Genomic DNA, 13641 nt, shown 5'->3' on the forward strand with positions numbered 1-13641 from the left:
CGGTGGCCACCGATCGTCCGCGCGCGTCGGCCGAGAAGACGCGTCCGAGCGCCTTCTGGCCGCTGGCCGGCCTCCTCGTGCCGCTCCTGAGTCTGCTCTTCAAACTGGAGATCGAAGACGGCAGGAAGCTCCCGCGCGACGGTGCGTACGTCCTCGCTCCGAACCACATGAGCGAGATCGATCCGCTCGTGGTCGCCCTCGCCGTGTGGCGGCTGGGCCGTGCGCCCCGGTTCATGGCGAAAGAGAGCCTGTTCCGCGTGCCGGTGCTGGGGTGGGTGTTGCGCATCACGGGGATGGTGCCGGTCGCTCGTGCGACGTCGGCCGCCGCGGCTCGCGCCACGCTCGAGGCGTCGCAGACGCTCGTGGAGCACGGTCGCGGAGTGATCGTCTACCCAGAGGGCTCGCTCACCCGTGAGCCGAACCTCTGGCCCATGCGCGGCAAGACCGGAGCCGTCCGCCTCGCGCTGGCCGGAGGCATCCCGGTCATCCCCATGGCGCAGTGGGGCTCGCAGCAGGTGCTCCCGCGCTACGGGAAGCTCAAGCTCTGGCCGCTGCGCCGCCGCGTGCGCGTGATCGTGGGCGACCCGGTGGACCTGTCGGCGTATGCCGGGTCGGCCTCGTCGCAGACGGCGCTCGTCGAGGCGACGGACGCCGTGATGGCCGACATCTCAGGCCTCCTCTCGCAGCTGCGTGGCGAGCCCGCACCTGCGGAGCGCTGGAACCCGGCCGATCACGGCCAGAAGGAGACGGGGCGCCTTGAGCCGTAGGCAGGATGCCGCGCGCCCGCGCGTCGCCGTCGTCGGCGCGGGCAGCTGGGGCACGACGTTCGGCAAGATCCTCGCCGACGGCGGTGCCCACGTCACGATGTGGGCACGTCGCCCCGAGCTCGCCAGCGAGATCCAGGAGGGCAAGCGCAACAGCGAGTACCTCCCCGGCATCAACCTGCCGCGCGACATGCACGCCACCCACCACCTGTCGGAGGCGCTCGAGGGTGCCGAGCAGATCTATCTGTCGATCCCGAGCCAGGCGGTGCGCCAGAACCTCAAAGCGGTCCGCCCGCTGAGCGCGCAGAGCGACGCGCCCGTCGTGTCGCTCATGAAGGGTGTCGAGCGGCGCACGGGCCTGCGCATGAGCCAGGTGATCGAGCAGGAGCTGCACTGCGACCCCGCGCGCATCGCGGTCGCCTCCGGCCCCAACCTCGCCCTCGAGATCGCCCGCGAGCAGCCGACGGCGGCCGTCATCTCGTCCACGAGCCAGGAGACGGCCGAGGCGGTCGCCCGGCTCGCTCGCAACAAGTACTTCCGCACGTTCGTCAACACCGACGTGATCGGCACCGAGTTCGGCGGCGTGCTCAAGAACCTCATCGCGGTGGCGATCGGCATCGTCGACGGCGTCGGCTACGGCGAGAACACGAAGGCCTCGATCATCACGCGCGGCCTGGTCGAGATGACGGACTTCGCGGTGGCGTTCGGCGCCCAGCACGAGACGCTCCAGGGGCTCGCCGGGCTCGGCGACCTCATCGCGACGTGCCAGTCGCCGCTCAGCCGCAACAACACCGCCGGGCGACTGCTCGGGCAGGGCTATCGCTTCGACGATGTCGTCAAGCAGATGAACCAGACGGCGGAGGGGCTCGCGTCCGTCGCGCCCATCCTGCAGCTGGCGCGGGAGGTGGGCGTGCAGATGCCCATCGTCGAGCAGGTGAAGATGGTGCTCGACGGCACCATGAACCCTCGCGACATCGCGCCGCACCTAACGACCGACGACGACACCCCCCAGGGCGAAAGGACGACGAATGGACAAGCCGGCGGTGGCGGTGCTCTTTGGCGGTCGATCCAGCGAGCACTCGATCAGTTCCGCAACGGCGGGCGGGGTGCTGCGGGCGATCGACCGTGACAACTACCGCGTGATCCCCGTCGGGATCACGCGCGACGGGGTGTTCGTCCTCGAGGACGACGACCCCGACAAGTTCGCCCTCGACGCGGAACGGCTTCCGGAGGTCGTGGACAACGGCACCCGTGTGCTGTGGCCCGAGGTCGGGGAGCGCGAACTGCGCGTCCGTCGTGCCGACGGGACCGTCGACGACCTGGGCGCCCTCGACGTCGTCCTCCCGATCCTGCACGGCGTGCACGGCGAGGACGGAACGATCCAGGGCTATTTCGACACGCTGGAGATCCCGTACGCGGGCGGCGGTGTGCTCGACTCCGCGCTGTGCATGGACAAGCACTTCATGAAGATCGTCCTGCAGGCGGCGGGCGTGCCCGTCTCTCCCTGGGTCACGGTGACGCAGGAGCGCTGGGACCGCGACCCCGAGGGCGTGCGAGCGGATGCTGCGGCCCTCGGTGAGCCGTCCTTCGTGAAGCCCGCGCGCGCCGGGTCGAGCGTCGGCGTCTCGAAGGTCCACGACGCCTCGGAGCTCGATGCGGCGCTCGCCCTCGCGTTCGCCGAGGATGACAAGGTGCTCATCGAGTCGGCGATCGTCGGCCGCGAGGTCGAGGTCGCGATCCTCGAAGGACGCGGCGGTGCCGCCCCGCGCGCGTCGCTGCCCGGCGAGATCGTGCTCACGACGCGCGAGTTCTACGACTTCGAAGGCAAGTACCTCGGTGGCGACGGTGCCGAGGTCGTCTGCCCCGCGGATCTGACGGACCGCGAGATCGCGGCGATCCAGGAGCTCGGCATCCGCGCCTTCCAGGCAGTCGACGGCAAGGGGCTCGCACGCGTCGACTTCTTCCTCGCCGCGGACGGGCTCTACGTCAACGAACTCAACACCATGCCGGGGTTCACACCGATCTCGATGTTCCCGAAGTGCTGGATCGCGTCCGGGATGTCGTACCCCGAGCTCATCACGGAGCTCATCGACACGGCACTGGAGCGCGCCCGGCAGACGGTCTCCGTCCGCGCGGTTCGCTGAGTCGGGGACTCAGGGAGCGGGGGTCGCCTCGCCGCGATCGAGGCACTGGCCGTCGACGGGCAGCACGCTGACGATCGGCGACAGGGCATCGAGCACATCGCGGCTCGACACGCCCTCGCCGTTCTCGTCCGCGGTCGTGTCGAGGTAGATCTCCACGGCGGGGGTGCGGCCGAACGTCGTCACACGGAAGCGAGGCGCGTCGGAGTCGTCGATGATCCAGTCGACGCCCGCGACGTCCTGGCAGGGGAGGGTGGTCGGCCCCGGCGGCTCGACGCCGCACGTGAGCAGCACCGTGGCCGGATCGCCCCACGCCCCGGTGGCCTGAGCGTCGGTCCACCGGCGCGCCTGTCCGCTGACCGTCCCCGGGAGGTTCGAGGTTACCTCCGCACAGAGCGGGTCGTTCGCGGCTTCCGCGGGATCGAGGTCGACGGTGGTGGTGCACCCCGTCAAGCCGACGGCAGCCACCATCGTGAGCCCGAACGCAACCAGGGAGGGGAGAACACGCACCGTTCCAGGCTAACCCGGCGGCGCTGTGGGGATCGTCGGCACCGGTAGCGTGGTCGTGTGGTCGACGAGCGCATGGATCCGACGGTGGGCGAGCTCAGCGAGGGGCGCATCCTGCGGCGCATCCTGGAGCGCCTCGGCGAGTCGAACGCCCTCGTCGGACCGGGCGACGACGCCGCCGTGATCGCCGCTGCGGACGGCCGGGTGGTGGCGACGGTCGACACTCTCGTACACGGTCCTGACTTCCGCCTCGCATGGTCGAGCGCGTTCGACCTCGGGTACAAGGCGGCTGCCGTCAACCTCGCGGACGTCGCCGCCATGGGTGCGACCCCCACCGCCCTGCTCGTCGCCCTCGCCATGCCCGATGCGACACGGCTCTCCTTCGTCACCGGCATCGCCGACGGACTGCGTGCGGCCTGCCGCGACCTCGCGCCCGGATGCCGCGTCGAGGGCGGCGACCTGACGGTGTCCGACACGCTCACGATCGCGGTCACCGCACTGGGTGCGCTGGCAGGTCGCTCACCGGTGCTGCGCTCCGGTGCCGAACCCGGCGATCTCGTCGCCGTGGCGGGCGAGCTCGGACGCGCGGCGCGCGGCCTCGGCATCCTCTTCGAGCGATTCACGGATGCCGCGGGCCACCCGATCCCGGTCGACGAGAGTCTGCTCGATCACGCGGAGCTCGCCGATCTCGCGGCCCAGCTGCGTCCGTCGCCTCCCGTGTGGCTCGGTCCCGAGGCGGCCGACGCGGGTGCGACGGCGATGATGGACGTGTCCGACGGCCTCGTGCTCGACGCGTCGCGCATGGCCGCGGCATCCGACGTCACCATCGCCCTCGAGTCGGCGGCGCTGGGATCCGACGTCGCATCGGCCCTTGCGGGCGGTGAGGATCACGCGCTGCTGGCGACGTTCCCGGCGAACCGATCGCTGCCGCACGGGTTCGTCCGCGTGGGCGTGGTGCAGGCGCGGGGCCAGGACGCCGTGCTCGTCGACGGGAGGCCTCACGATGGCCGCGGCGGCTGGGACCCCTACCGCGATTGGGACGCCGGCACCGGCTGATCCGGCGTCGGAGCGACGCTCTCAGCGCTCCGTCGATCAGTCGGCGGTGGTCGCCCACCACATCGCCGTGTCGCCGTAGCGCTTCGAGCGCGTGGCGACGAGTCCGTGGGGCAGGCTCGGCTCGGGGGAGCGCGTCGCGCGCTCGATCACGACGTCCGCACCGGCGGCAAGAACCGGCACGAGCAGCGCCAGGGTCGACGACAGCTCCGTCTCACCCAGGTCGTAGGGCGGGTCGAGGAAGACCAGATCGAAGGGTCCGCGGGCCGACCGCAGGAAGGCGTCGGCCGATGCACGGTGCACGCGGATCGTGCTGCCGGTCCCCACGGCCTTCGTGACCCGGCCCGCGTTGCGCTGGACGATGGTCGCGGCGCGCGGGGACTTCTCGACGAGGTCGGCGGAGGCCGCACCGCGACTCACCGCCTCGAGCCCGAGTGCGCCCGAGCCGGCGTAGAGGTCGAGCACGGCGGCGCCGCGGAGCGCGTCCGCGGACTCCAGCGCGCCGAAGAGCGACTCGCGCACGCGATCGCTCGTGGGCCGGGTGCCGGCGTCCGGCACATCGAGCAGGAGCGAGCCCGCACGGCCGGCGATGATGCGCGTCACGCTCCCACGATATCGGCCCGCCGCTGCGCGGCCCGGTCGCGGCCGCCCCTATGATCGCGAGTGGGGGAGTCCGGAATCGACGGGGGTCGCGATGAATCGCAGCGGCATCAGGGTTTCATCGGCGGTGATCGCGTTCGTCGCGGCCGTACTCGTGCTGACGGGTTGCGCGAGCGGCGGCGGTTCTCCGACGACGTCGCCGACGACGTCGGCATCGCCCTCGGAGTCTCCGAGCCCGACGCCGACACCGACACCGACCGCGTCCGCATCCGTCACGCTGCCGACGGACTGCAACAACCTCGCGACGCCCGCGACGTGGCAGGCCGCGGTCGGTGACATGACGCTGCAGAGCAACGGTGAGGGCTTCGTGCGCCCGGCTCCCGAGGGTGCGACGCTCGCGCTGGGCTGCGACTGGATCGTCGGCGACGCGACCGGGATGCTGCTGCTGATCAGCACCGCGACGCCGGAGGCGGTCACCGCCGCGGTCGCGGACCTCCCCGCACAGGGCTACACCTGCCAGGTGTCGGATGACTTCGGCGCCGACTTCTGCGTGCTCCCGGGACAGGGGACCGACACCGAGGAGATGATCGTCGCGCGCGACGGGGTGTGGATCTACCTCTCCACGGTGAACCGGAACGGGCGCGCGTTCCTGTCCGAGATCGTGGAGTCCATCTTCGGCTAGCGCAGCGGCACGTCGCGGGTCGCTCCTAGACTCGTGGCGTGGCCTCCTTCACCCTCGACTCGAGCCTCGGCGGCGCGATCGGCGGCAAGACGGCGGCGGCGCTCGAGCGCGCGTTCGGCATGACGACGGTCGGCGATCTGCTCGTCCACTATCCCCGCCGCTACGCCCGCCATGGCGAGCTGACGCCGATCTCGACACTGCCGCTGGGCGAGCCGGTGACGATCGTCGCCGAGGTGCGCCGTGTCAGCGAACGGCGTATGAAGAACCGCAACGGTTCGCTGCTCGAAGTCGTGATCAGTGACGGAAACGGCGAGATGTCGCTGACCTTCTTCAACCAGTCGTGGCGGGTGCGCGATCTGCAGCCCGGGCGGCAGGGCATCTTCGCGGGCAAGGTGGGCATCTACAAAGGGGCCCAGCAGCTCGCGCACCCCGACTACGAGCTGTTCGAAGATGCCGACACGGCGCGGCTCAAGGTGCAGGCGAACGCCAACCTTCCCATCCCGATCTACCCGGCGACGAGCACCGTCGCGAGCTGGCAGCTGCAGAAGATCGTCGAACTCGTCCTCGACGGACTCGGCGAGGTGCCCGAGCCGCTCACCGACGAGTTGCGCGCACGGCACGGCCTCATCGAGGCCAGGTCCGCCATCGAGCACATCCATCGCCCGACCGATTTCGAGCAGATCGACCCGGCGCGCGCCACACTGCGCATGCAGGAGGCCTTCGTCCTCCAGGTCGCGCTCCTGCAGCAGCGCCAGTTCGTGCGTGCGCTGTCGGCGACCAAACGCGCTGGGGGAACGCTGCTCGAGCGATTCGACGAGGCCCTGCCGTTCCCGCGGACGCCCGACCAGATCACCGTCGGCGACGACGTCGCGCGCGACCTGCAGGGCGATTGGCCCATGAACCGCCTCGTCCAGGGCGAGGTCGGCTCGGGCAAGACGCTCGTCGCGCTGCGCGCCATGCTCCAGGTCGCGCAATCCGGCGGTCAGTCCGCCCTCATCGCGCCGACAGAGGTCCTGGCGGCGCAGCACGTGCGGTCGATCGCACGGATGCTGGGGCCGAAGCTCGCCCCCGAGCTCATGCCTACGCTCCTCACGGGGCAGCTCCCCGCTGCGGAGCGCCGCAAGGCGGCGCTGCGCGCCGCGTCCGGACAGGCGCTCATCGTCGTCGGGACGCACGCGCTCCTGAGCGAGAGCACGACCTTCGCCGACCTCGGTCTCGTCGTCGTCGACGAACAGCACCGCTTCGGTGTCGAGCAGCGCGAGTCGCTGCGCGCCAAGGGATCGTCGCCGCACGCGCTCGTGCTGACCGCCACCCCCATCCCACGCACCGTGGCGATGACGGTGTTCGGCGATCTCGATGTGTCGACGATTCGCACCATGCCCGCCGGCCGGGCGGGCATCGAGACCTTCGTCGCGCCCCTCGCGGAACGTCCGGGCTGGTTCGCGCGAGTGTGGGAGCGCGTCGCGGAAGAGGTCGCACAGGGGCGTCAGGCGTTCGTCGTGTGCGCCGCCATCGACGCCGAGAAGCTCACCAAGGACGACACCGCCGACGAGCCCGCCGGCGACACGGGGGGCGAGGCGGCCCGGACCCGCTGGGGCGTCGTCCAGGTCGCGGACCTGCTGTCGCGGCATCCGTCGTTCTCGAACATCCGCGTCGAGGTCCTCCACGGCAAGATGCCGTCGGACGAGAAGGACGCGATCATGCAGGCCTTCGCCCGGGGCGACATCGATGTGCTCGTGGCGACGACCGTGGTCGAAGTCGGCGTCGACGTGCCGAACGCGTCGACGATGGCGATCCTCGAGGCCGACCGGTTCGGTGTCTCGCAGCTGCACCAGCTGCGCGGACGCGTGGGACGCGGCGGAATCCCGGGGCTCTGCCTCCTGGTGACCGAGGCGCCGCTCGGCACCCCCGCCCGCGAGCGTGTGGAAGCCGTCGCGTCGACCCTCGACGGCTTCGCCCTCGCGGAGATCGACCTCGAGCTGAGGGGTGAGGGCGACGTGCTCGGCGACGCGCAGTCCGGGGCGCGCTCGTCGCTGCGACTTCTGCGGGTCGTGAAGGACGCCGACATCATCTCCGAGGCACGTGTGGCGGCCGAGCGGCTGCTCGCCGAGGACCCCGCGCTGCTGCGGCATCCCGGGCTCGCCGCCGCCCTCGAGCGCAACGTCGGCATGGCGGAGCGCGCCGCCCTCGCCAAGAACTGACGCGTCCGAGGGCCTTCGGACGGCCCACTAGGCTGGACCGCATGAGCAGCCGGATCGCCGTCGTCCCGGGATCGTTCGATCCGCCGACCCTCGGTCATCTCGACGTGATCCGCCGCGCCGCCTCGCTGTACGACCAGCTTCACGTTCTGGTCGTGCACAACCCCGGCAAGGAGGCGATGCTCCCCATCGCGCAGCGCCAGTCGCTGCTCGAGCAGTCCATCGCCGAGGCCGAGATCGAGGGCGACGTGATCGTCGCCTCGTGGAGCATGGGCCTCCTGGTGGACTACGCGACGGATGTCGGAGCCGGCGTCCTCGTCAAGGGCATCCGATCGCAGGTCGACGTGGCATACGAGACGCCGATGGCGATCGTGAACCGTCACCTCGCGCACGTCGAGACGGTGTTCCTGCTGCCTGATCCGGCGCACGCGCTCGTCTCGAGCTCGCTGGTGCGGCAGGTCGCGTCGCTCGGGGGCGATGTGTCGCCGTTCGTGCCGCCTGCCGTGGGGCGATTCCTCGACACCGGCGCGCGCGGCATCTGACCAGAAACCGCGGCTAGGCTGGAGCCGTGGTCAGAAAGCATGTGACGGGTCCGTTCGTCCTCCCGGTCCGCGACATCGCCCACCGTTCCGGAGAGATGCGCGAGCACGCCCTCGAGGTCCCCGCTCCTGAGAAATGGGGCGAGGGACTCGTCGCCGTCGCCCAGGGTGAGCCGGTCGTCCTTGACGTTCGCCTCGAGTCGGTTCACGAGGGCATTCTCGTGTCCGGAGAGGTCGACACCGAGTACACCGGCATCTGCAGTCGTTGCCTCATCGACATCGCCGAAGGGCTCAAAGTCGAGTTTCAGGAGCTTTTCGCGTATCCTGGGGAGGAAGAAACTGACTTCGAGGTTCAAGACGACCACGTGGATCTTGAAACTCTGGTCAGGGAAGCGGTCGTCCTGTCGCTTCCGTTTCAGCCGGTGTGCCAGCCGGATTGCCCCGGACTCGATCCGGTCACGGGTGAGCGACTGGCCGAGAACACCGGAACGCCGCAGAGCGAGCCTCTCGATCCACGATGGGCCGCGCTCCAGGACTTCACCACGAGCCACGACGACGATGCACCGCGCCCCCGCGGTTGACAGCGGCGTCGAGAACACAGAAGAGAGCTAGCCATGGCAGGTAACCCCCCGAAGCGGAAGGTCTCCCGCTCCAACACTCGCTCGCGTCGCGCGCAGTGGAAGGCCGAGGTCCCCACGCTCGTCAAGACCGTCGAGAACGGCAAGACCGTCTACAGCCGTCCGCACCAGGCGAAGGTCGTCACCGACTCGCAGGGCACCGAGCTGTTCCTCGAGTACAAGGGCCGCAAGGTCGCCGACGTCTGATCGTCGCGCACGGTCTGACGTGACAGACGTCGCAGCGGAGCGGAACACGCTCTCAGACCTCACACAGAAGCTCGGAGTCGATATCGACCCCGAGCTTCTGTCGCTGGCGCTGACGCATCGGTCCTGGGCGTACGAGAACGGACAGGCTCCGCACAACGAGCGCCTCGAGTTCCTCGGGGACTCCGTGCTCGGCCTGGCGGTGACGGTGCGCCTCTTCACGGGGCATCCCGAGCTCGAAGAGGGTGCACTCGCGAAGCGGCGCGCCAGCGTCGTCTCCACGGTGGCCCTCGCCGAGATCGCCCGGGGCATCGGCCTGGGCGCGCATCTCAAGCTGGGCCGCGGCGAGATCCTCACCGGCGGACGCGACAAGGACTCGATCCTCGCCGACACCATGGAGGCGATCTTCGGGGCGACCTATCTGTCGACCGGATCCGACGCCGCGACCGGACTCGTGCTGCGGCTCGTGGAGCCGCTGCTCGCCGACCCCGAGCGCTACGGCGCGGCCATGGATCCGAAGACGGCGCTGCAGGAGCTCGCCGCGCACGCCGGCATGCTGCCTCCCGCGTACGAGGTCACCTCGACGGGACCCGACCACGACCGACGATTCACCGCGATCGTGACGGTGGGCGAACTCTCGGCGGAAGGCGCGGGCACGAGCAAGAAGCACGCCGAGATGGCCGCCGCGCTCACGGCGTGGCGCGCACTCAGCGGACGTGCCTGAGCTTCCCGAGGTCGAGGTCGTCCGCGCCGGCCTCGCCCCAGCCGTCACCGGCGCGCTCGTCGTGGGCGTCACCGTGCTCGACGAACGCGCGCTGACGCGACACGCCGGCGGCGGCTCCGAGTTCGAGTCACGCCTGACCGGTCGCGTCGTCAGCGCCGCCGCCCGCCGTGGCAAATTCCTGTGGCTTCCGCTGGAGGCCGACGCGGAGGAAGCTCCCTCCGAGGAGGCGGTCATCGGCCATCTCGGCATGAGCGGCCAGATGCTCCTGCGTGCGCCGGGCGCGGCGCCTGAGCGTCACGAGCGCGTGCGCATCGACCTCGCACATCCGGTGCACGGCGAGCTCTCGGTCGTCTTCGCCGACCAGCGCACATTCGGCTCGCTCGCGATCGACGACCTGATCGCCACACCTGACGGGGCGCCCGGGGGTCACGGATGGGACGAGGCATCCGTCCCCGCGCAGGTGGCGCACATCGCGCGCGACCCGCTCGATCCGGCGTTCTCGGATGCCGGGTTCCGGCGTGCCCTCGCGCGCAAGGACTCGGCGATCAAGCGCGTGCTGCTCGACCAGACGGTCGTCAGCGGGGTCGGCAACATCTACGCCGACGAGTCGCTGTGGGCCGCGCGCATCCACCCCGAGACGCCCGCCCGCGCGCTGCCGACCCGCGCCGTGAACCGCCTCCTCGGCGAGGTGCGCCACGTGCTCGACAAAGCGCTGGCCGAAGGCGGCACCAGTTTCGATGCGCAGTACGTCAACGTCAATGGGCAGGCCGGATACTTCGCGCATTCGCTCAACGCGTACGGCCGCACCGGGGAGCCGTGCCCCCGATGCGGCCGTCCCATCGTGCGCGTGTCGTTCACGAATCGCTCGAGTCACTTCTGCGCGCATTGCCAGCGGGTGCCGCGCTCGGGTGTGGACGGACCGAGCGCGGCACACGTCTGAGTGACCTCCGGTGCGGGCCCCAGATCAGTGTTCGAGCACCTTCTTCCACGCCCCGGCGTACGATGCCGGCACGAAGCCGATGGTCTCGTTGATGTCGAGCATGTGCCGGTTCTCCTCGGCGTTGAACGTCGAGACCCTCGGCGACTGGGGCACGAGGTCGCGCCAGCGGAGCAGATTCGCGCACTTCACGATCGTTCCCAGGCGGTGGCCGCGGTGTTCCTTCACGACGAGCGTGCCGTACTGCTGCGTCGCGCCGGAACGGTCCTCGCCGATCACGAGCTCGTTGTACGCGGCGACCCGGCCCGTCGGCACGTGGAGCACGGCCGCGACCGAGACGGTGAGCCCCTGTGCCTTCAGGCGTGCGTCGCGGCGTTCGACCCGCGCAGCGTCCCAGTGCTGCTCGTCGATGACGAGACCGCCGGCAGGCACATCGGTCGACATGCGTGACAGCGCGTAGGCGAACCCGTCGACGTACTCCGGCGGCGTCGGCGACGTCCACTGGATCGGCCGGTACTCCTCCCCGGCGACCGCGACGGCATCCGCGAGCATGCGCTGCACGAGGGCGAAGTCGCCGGTCAGATCGAAGACGCTGTTGCGCTCCACCTGCTCGAGCGTGAAGCCGCTCGCCAGCTGGAACTTCGTCTGCGCGTCGTCGGCCGGGACGGCGCCCCAGCCCGTGGAGGGCTGAAGGCGCGGGCCTGCAGCATCCGGTCGATGAAGTGTCCACGTCTGGATCGTGGCGAGTCCGCGCTCGCGCGCCTCTCGCTCGACCTTCGCGAGGAGCAGCTCCTCGAGACCACGACCGCGGTGCGGCGGATCGACCATCAGGTCGAACTCGATCGTGCTGGCATCCGACTCGTTCGAGATCATCAGCTTCACGGCCCCGAGCACCTCGTCGGCCCGCAGCACGGCGAAGCCGAGCTGCGTCCAATCGGTCTGGTCCTGCCAGAACCCGAGCATCTCGTCGGGCTCCTCGCGGAGGTAGTCGTGTCCGGCGTCCTCGAGGCAGACCGCGTTGGCGATCCGCACCATCTCGAGGAACACGCGGGCGTCGGCGGCGTCCGCCGTCTCGGGGACGACGATCCGCTCGACGGTCACGACGTCGTTTTCGGCCAGGTCAGTCATCGAGCACCTTCTTCCATGCACCCTCGTACGCGATCGGCGCGAAGCCGATCGCCTCGTTGATGTCCAGCATGGGACGGTTCTCCTCTGCGTTGTAGGTGATGACGCGCGCCGAGTCGGGCGCGATCTCGCGCCAGGACAGGAGCCCCGCGCACTTCACGAGCGTTCCGAGCTTGTGCCCGCGGTGCTCCTTGAGGACCAGGGTGTCCTCCTGATGCGTCGCCTCGGTGTGGTCCTTGCCGATCACCAGCTCGTTGAACGCGCACAGCTCACCGGTCTCGATGTGCTGCGCCGCCGTGACCAGGATCGTGCGCCCAGACGAGGTGTACCGCCCGTCGTGCTCGGCGATGCGCGCGGCATCCCACGTCTCCTCGTCGAATTCGAGAGCCGCTGCCGGGGCATCCGTCGACATGCGGGACTTCATCCAGGCGTAGCCGGCAACGTACTCGTCCGGCGTCGGCGCGGACCACTGGACGAGGCGGTAGGCCGACGATGCAGCCTTCGCCTCGGCGAGGAGTCGCTCGACACCAGCGAACGAGCCCGTCAGGTCGAAGGCGCTGTTGCGCTCGACCTGTTCGAGCTTGTATCCGTGCCGGAGATAGAACCGGGCGACGTGGTCCTCGGGGATCTCGCCGAAACCCGTGGGCGGTGCGAGCTGCGGTCCCGGCGCAGCCGGGTGCTCGGCCCACGACTGCAGCACGGTGCGACCGTGTTCGCGTGCCGTGCGCTCGACGAGCTCGTAGGCCGCGGAGCCGATGCCCCGGCCCCACGTCTCGCGGAGCAGCTCGATGAGCCAGAACGCGGCGGTCGAGCCGTCCTCGTGCGGGACGTCGAGGCCGATGCGGCCGACGATCGCGCCGTCGTCGACGATCACCCAGCTGAGCCGGGTCTCGTATTCGGAAGGCTGGTAGTGCGGGAGCAGCTCGTCGGCGGTGATCCCGTGGTCGTCGTGCCCCGAGATCTCGCGGTAGATGATGTTGCGCACGCGCACCATCTCGATGAAGTCGGCGGCGTCCGGTGCGTCGATGGAAGCGGGTACGACGAGGGGGCGGAACTCGAGCCCCGTGATGGTGGTCATGTCAGTGCGTCCTTGCGATGTCGATGCGTGTGTTCGAGGGGTGGGGTCCGGCCCCCCCCGGCGGGGGGGGGCCCCCCCCCCGGGGGGGGGGCGCCGGACCCGGTGGCCGTCACGGCCGGGGTGCGAGGCTGGCCTCGCGGAGGTAGGCGCGTTCGCGCTCTGCAGTGGCCTCCTGGTGCCGGTACGTCTGAGCGTGCCGGCGGCGGTCGTCCGCGAGCCGCGGGGTGCGGGTGCTCCACAGCAGCAGCCACAGACCCAGGTGGAGGGCGAGGCGGTCCAGGAGCGATGTGCGGGTGTCGCGGCTCGGAAGCCGCAGCGTATCGGGAAGGCCCGAGGGGCGCTGCGGCGCAAGGAGAGTATTCATGAGAGTTCTTTCCGGTTGTGGAAGGGATGCCTCGGGCGGGCGCCGGAGGCGGCGGATGCCGTGCCGCAGCACGACGGGACGTGGATGCAGGGGGAGAGCGCTCAGCAC

The 13641-nt window shown here is 70.4% G+C and carries 16 protein-coding genes; 11 read left to right on the plus strand and 5 right to left on the minus strand.

The features are described from left to right. Positions 1-2: 2 nt before the first annotated feature. The 3 genes from ACFVSU_RS00965 to ACFVSU_RS00975 are packed head-to-tail and all read left to right on the plus strand — an operon-like array spanning position 3 to position 2908. Positions 3-767, plus strand: a complete 765-nt coding sequence (locus ACFVSU_RS00965; RefSeq protein ID WP_387136844.1) for a lysophospholipid acyltransferase family protein — start codon at positions 3-5, stop codon at positions 765-767. After that, positions 757-1893: an NAD(P)H-dependent glycerol-3-phosphate dehydrogenase gene (locus ACFVSU_RS00970; protein WP_387136846.1), complete on the plus strand. Its 1137-nt coding sequence runs from the start codon at positions 757-759 to the stop codon at positions 1891-1893. Before ACFVSU_RS00965 ends, ACFVSU_RS00970 begins: the two co-directional genes overlap by 11 nt. Then, entirely contained in the window at positions 1793-2908 is a 1116-nt protein-coding gene (locus ACFVSU_RS00975; protein WP_387136848.1) for a D-alanine--D-alanine ligase family protein, read from the plus strand. The genes ACFVSU_RS00970 and ACFVSU_RS00975 overlap by 101 nt, the downstream gene beginning before the upstream one ends. Positions 2909-2917: 9 nt before the next feature. On the opposite strand, the gene ACFVSU_RS00980 is transcribed toward ACFVSU_RS00975, so the two are convergent. After that, positions 2918-3415, minus strand: a complete 498-nt coding sequence (locus ACFVSU_RS00980) for a DUF3515 family protein (RefSeq protein ID WP_387136850.1) — start codon at positions 3413-3415, stop codon at positions 2918-2920. A gap of 72 nt (positions 3416-3487) precedes the next feature. Between ACFVSU_RS00980 and thiL the strand changes: the two genes are divergently transcribed. Continuing rightward, positions 3488-4468: a thiamine-phosphate kinase gene (thiL, locus tag ACFVSU_RS00985; protein ID WP_387138648.1), complete on the plus strand. Its 981-nt coding sequence runs from the start codon at positions 3488-3490 to the stop codon at positions 4466-4468. Positions 4469-4504: 36 nt separating this feature from the next. Here thiL and rsmD read toward each other — a convergent pair whose 3' ends face one another. After that, entirely contained in the window at positions 4505-5068 is a 564-nt protein-coding gene (gene rsmD / locus ACFVSU_RS00990; RefSeq protein WP_387136852.1) for a 16S rRNA (guanine(966)-N(2))-methyltransferase RsmD, read from the minus strand. 91 nt (positions 5069-5159) lie between these two features. Here rsmD and ACFVSU_RS00995 point away from each other — a divergent pair, with 91 nt between their 5' ends. From ACFVSU_RS00995 to mutM, 7 genes are read left to right on the plus strand one after another with little or no spacing between them, the layout of a single operon-like run. Next, positions 5160-5747, plus strand: coding sequence for a hypothetical protein (locus ACFVSU_RS00995; protein WP_387136854.1), 588 nt, complete (start codon positions 5160-5162; stop codon positions 5745-5747). 38 nt (positions 5748-5785) lie between these two features. Beyond that, on the plus strand, positions 5786-7948 hold the full coding sequence (locus tag ACFVSU_RS01000; protein WP_387136856.1) for an ATP-dependent DNA helicase RecG: 2163 nt from the start codon (positions 5786-5788) through the stop codon (positions 7946-7948). 41 nt (positions 7949-7989) lie between these two features. Beyond that, complete coding sequence (coaD, locus tag ACFVSU_RS01005) at positions 7990-8487, plus strand: pantetheine-phosphate adenylyltransferase (protein ID WP_387136858.1); 498 nt, start codon at positions 7990-7992, stop codon at positions 8485-8487. Positions 8488-8528: 41 nt separating this feature from the next. Next, the gene (locus tag ACFVSU_RS01010) at positions 8529-9065 is read left to right on the plus strand and encodes a YceD family protein (RefSeq protein ID WP_387138651.1); all 537 of its coding nucleotides are present in this window, start codon (positions 8529-8531) and stop codon (positions 9063-9065) included. A 33-nt stretch (positions 9066-9098) separates the two neighbouring features. Continuing rightward, on the plus strand, positions 9099-9308 hold the full coding sequence (gene rpmF / locus ACFVSU_RS01015; RefSeq protein WP_310291267.1) for a 50S ribosomal protein L32: 210 nt from the start codon (positions 9099-9101) through the stop codon (positions 9306-9308). A 19-nt stretch (positions 9309-9327) separates the two neighbouring features. Next, a complete protein-coding gene (gene rnc / locus ACFVSU_RS01020) occupies positions 9328-10029 on the plus strand; it encodes a ribonuclease III (protein WP_387136861.1) in 702 nt (233 codons plus the stop codon). After that, entirely contained in the window at positions 10022-10969 is a 948-nt protein-coding gene (gene mutM / locus ACFVSU_RS01025; protein WP_387136863.1) for a bifunctional DNA-formamidopyrimidine glycosylase/DNA-(apurinic or apyrimidinic site) lyase, read from the plus strand. Before rnc ends, mutM begins: the two co-directional genes overlap by 8 nt. Before the next feature lie 24 nt (positions 10970-10993). Here the strand turns inward: mutM and ACFVSU_RS01030 are convergent, their stop codons facing one another. The 3 genes from ACFVSU_RS01030 to ACFVSU_RS01040 all read right to left on the minus strand — a co-directional run bounded on the left by ACFVSU_RS01030 (position 10994) and on the right by ACFVSU_RS01040 (position 13533). After that, positions 10994-12094, minus strand: a complete 1101-nt coding sequence (locus tag ACFVSU_RS01030) for a GNAT family N-acetyltransferase (protein ID WP_387136866.1) — start codon at positions 12092-12094, stop codon at positions 10994-10996. Beyond that, entirely contained in the window at positions 12087-13169 is a 1083-nt protein-coding gene (locus ACFVSU_RS01035) for a GNAT family N-acetyltransferase (protein WP_387136868.1), read from the minus strand. Before ACFVSU_RS01035 ends, ACFVSU_RS01030 begins: the two co-directional genes overlap by 8 nt. Positions 13170-13278: 109 nt before the next feature. Next, positions 13279-13533: a hypothetical protein gene (locus ACFVSU_RS01040; protein ID WP_310291252.1), complete on the minus strand. Its 255-nt coding sequence runs from the start codon at positions 13531-13533 to the stop codon at positions 13279-13281. Positions 13534-13641 lie beyond the last annotated feature (108 nt).

Origin of the sequence: Microbacterium sp. NPDC058062, assembly GCF_042885375.1 — a bacterium.
GTDB classification, from domain to species: Bacteria; Actinomycetota; Actinomycetes; order Actinomycetales; family Microbacteriaceae; genus Microbacterium; species Microbacterium trichothecenolyticum_C.

Excerpts from the sequence above, each read along its gene's own strand:
- ACFVSU_RS00975 (WP_387136848.1), top strand. The coding sequence starts at position 1,793 with ATGGACAAGCCGGCGGTGGCGGTGCTCTTTGGCGGTCGATCCAGCGAG.
- thiL (WP_387138648.1), top strand. The coding sequence starts at position 3,488 with ATGGATCCGACGGTGGGCGAGCTCAGCGAGGGGCGCATCCTGCGGCGC.
- ACFVSU_RS00995 (WP_387136854.1), top strand. The coding sequence starts at position 5,160 with ATGAATCGCAGCGGCATCAGGGTTTCATCGGCGGTGATCGCGTTCGTC.
- coaD (WP_387136858.1), top strand. The coding sequence starts at position 7,990 with ATGAGCAGCCGGATCGCCGTCGTCCCGGGATCGTTCGATCCGCCGACC.
- rpmF (WP_310291267.1), top strand. The coding sequence starts at position 9,099 with ATGGCAGGTAACCCCCCGAAGCGGAAGGTCTCCCGCTCCAACACTCGC.
- ACFVSU_RS01030 (WP_387136866.1), bottom strand. The coding sequence starts at position 12,094 with ATGACTGACCTGGCCGAAAACGACGTCGTGACCGTCGAGCGGATCGTC.
- ACFVSU_RS01035 (WP_387136868.1), bottom strand. The coding sequence starts at position 13,169 with ATGACCACCATCACGGGGCTCGAGTTCCGCCCCCTCGTCGTACCCGCT.
- ACFVSU_RS01040 (WP_310291252.1), bottom strand. The coding sequence starts at position 13,533 with ATGAATACTCTCCTTGCGCCGCAGCGCCCCTCGGGCCTTCCCGATACG.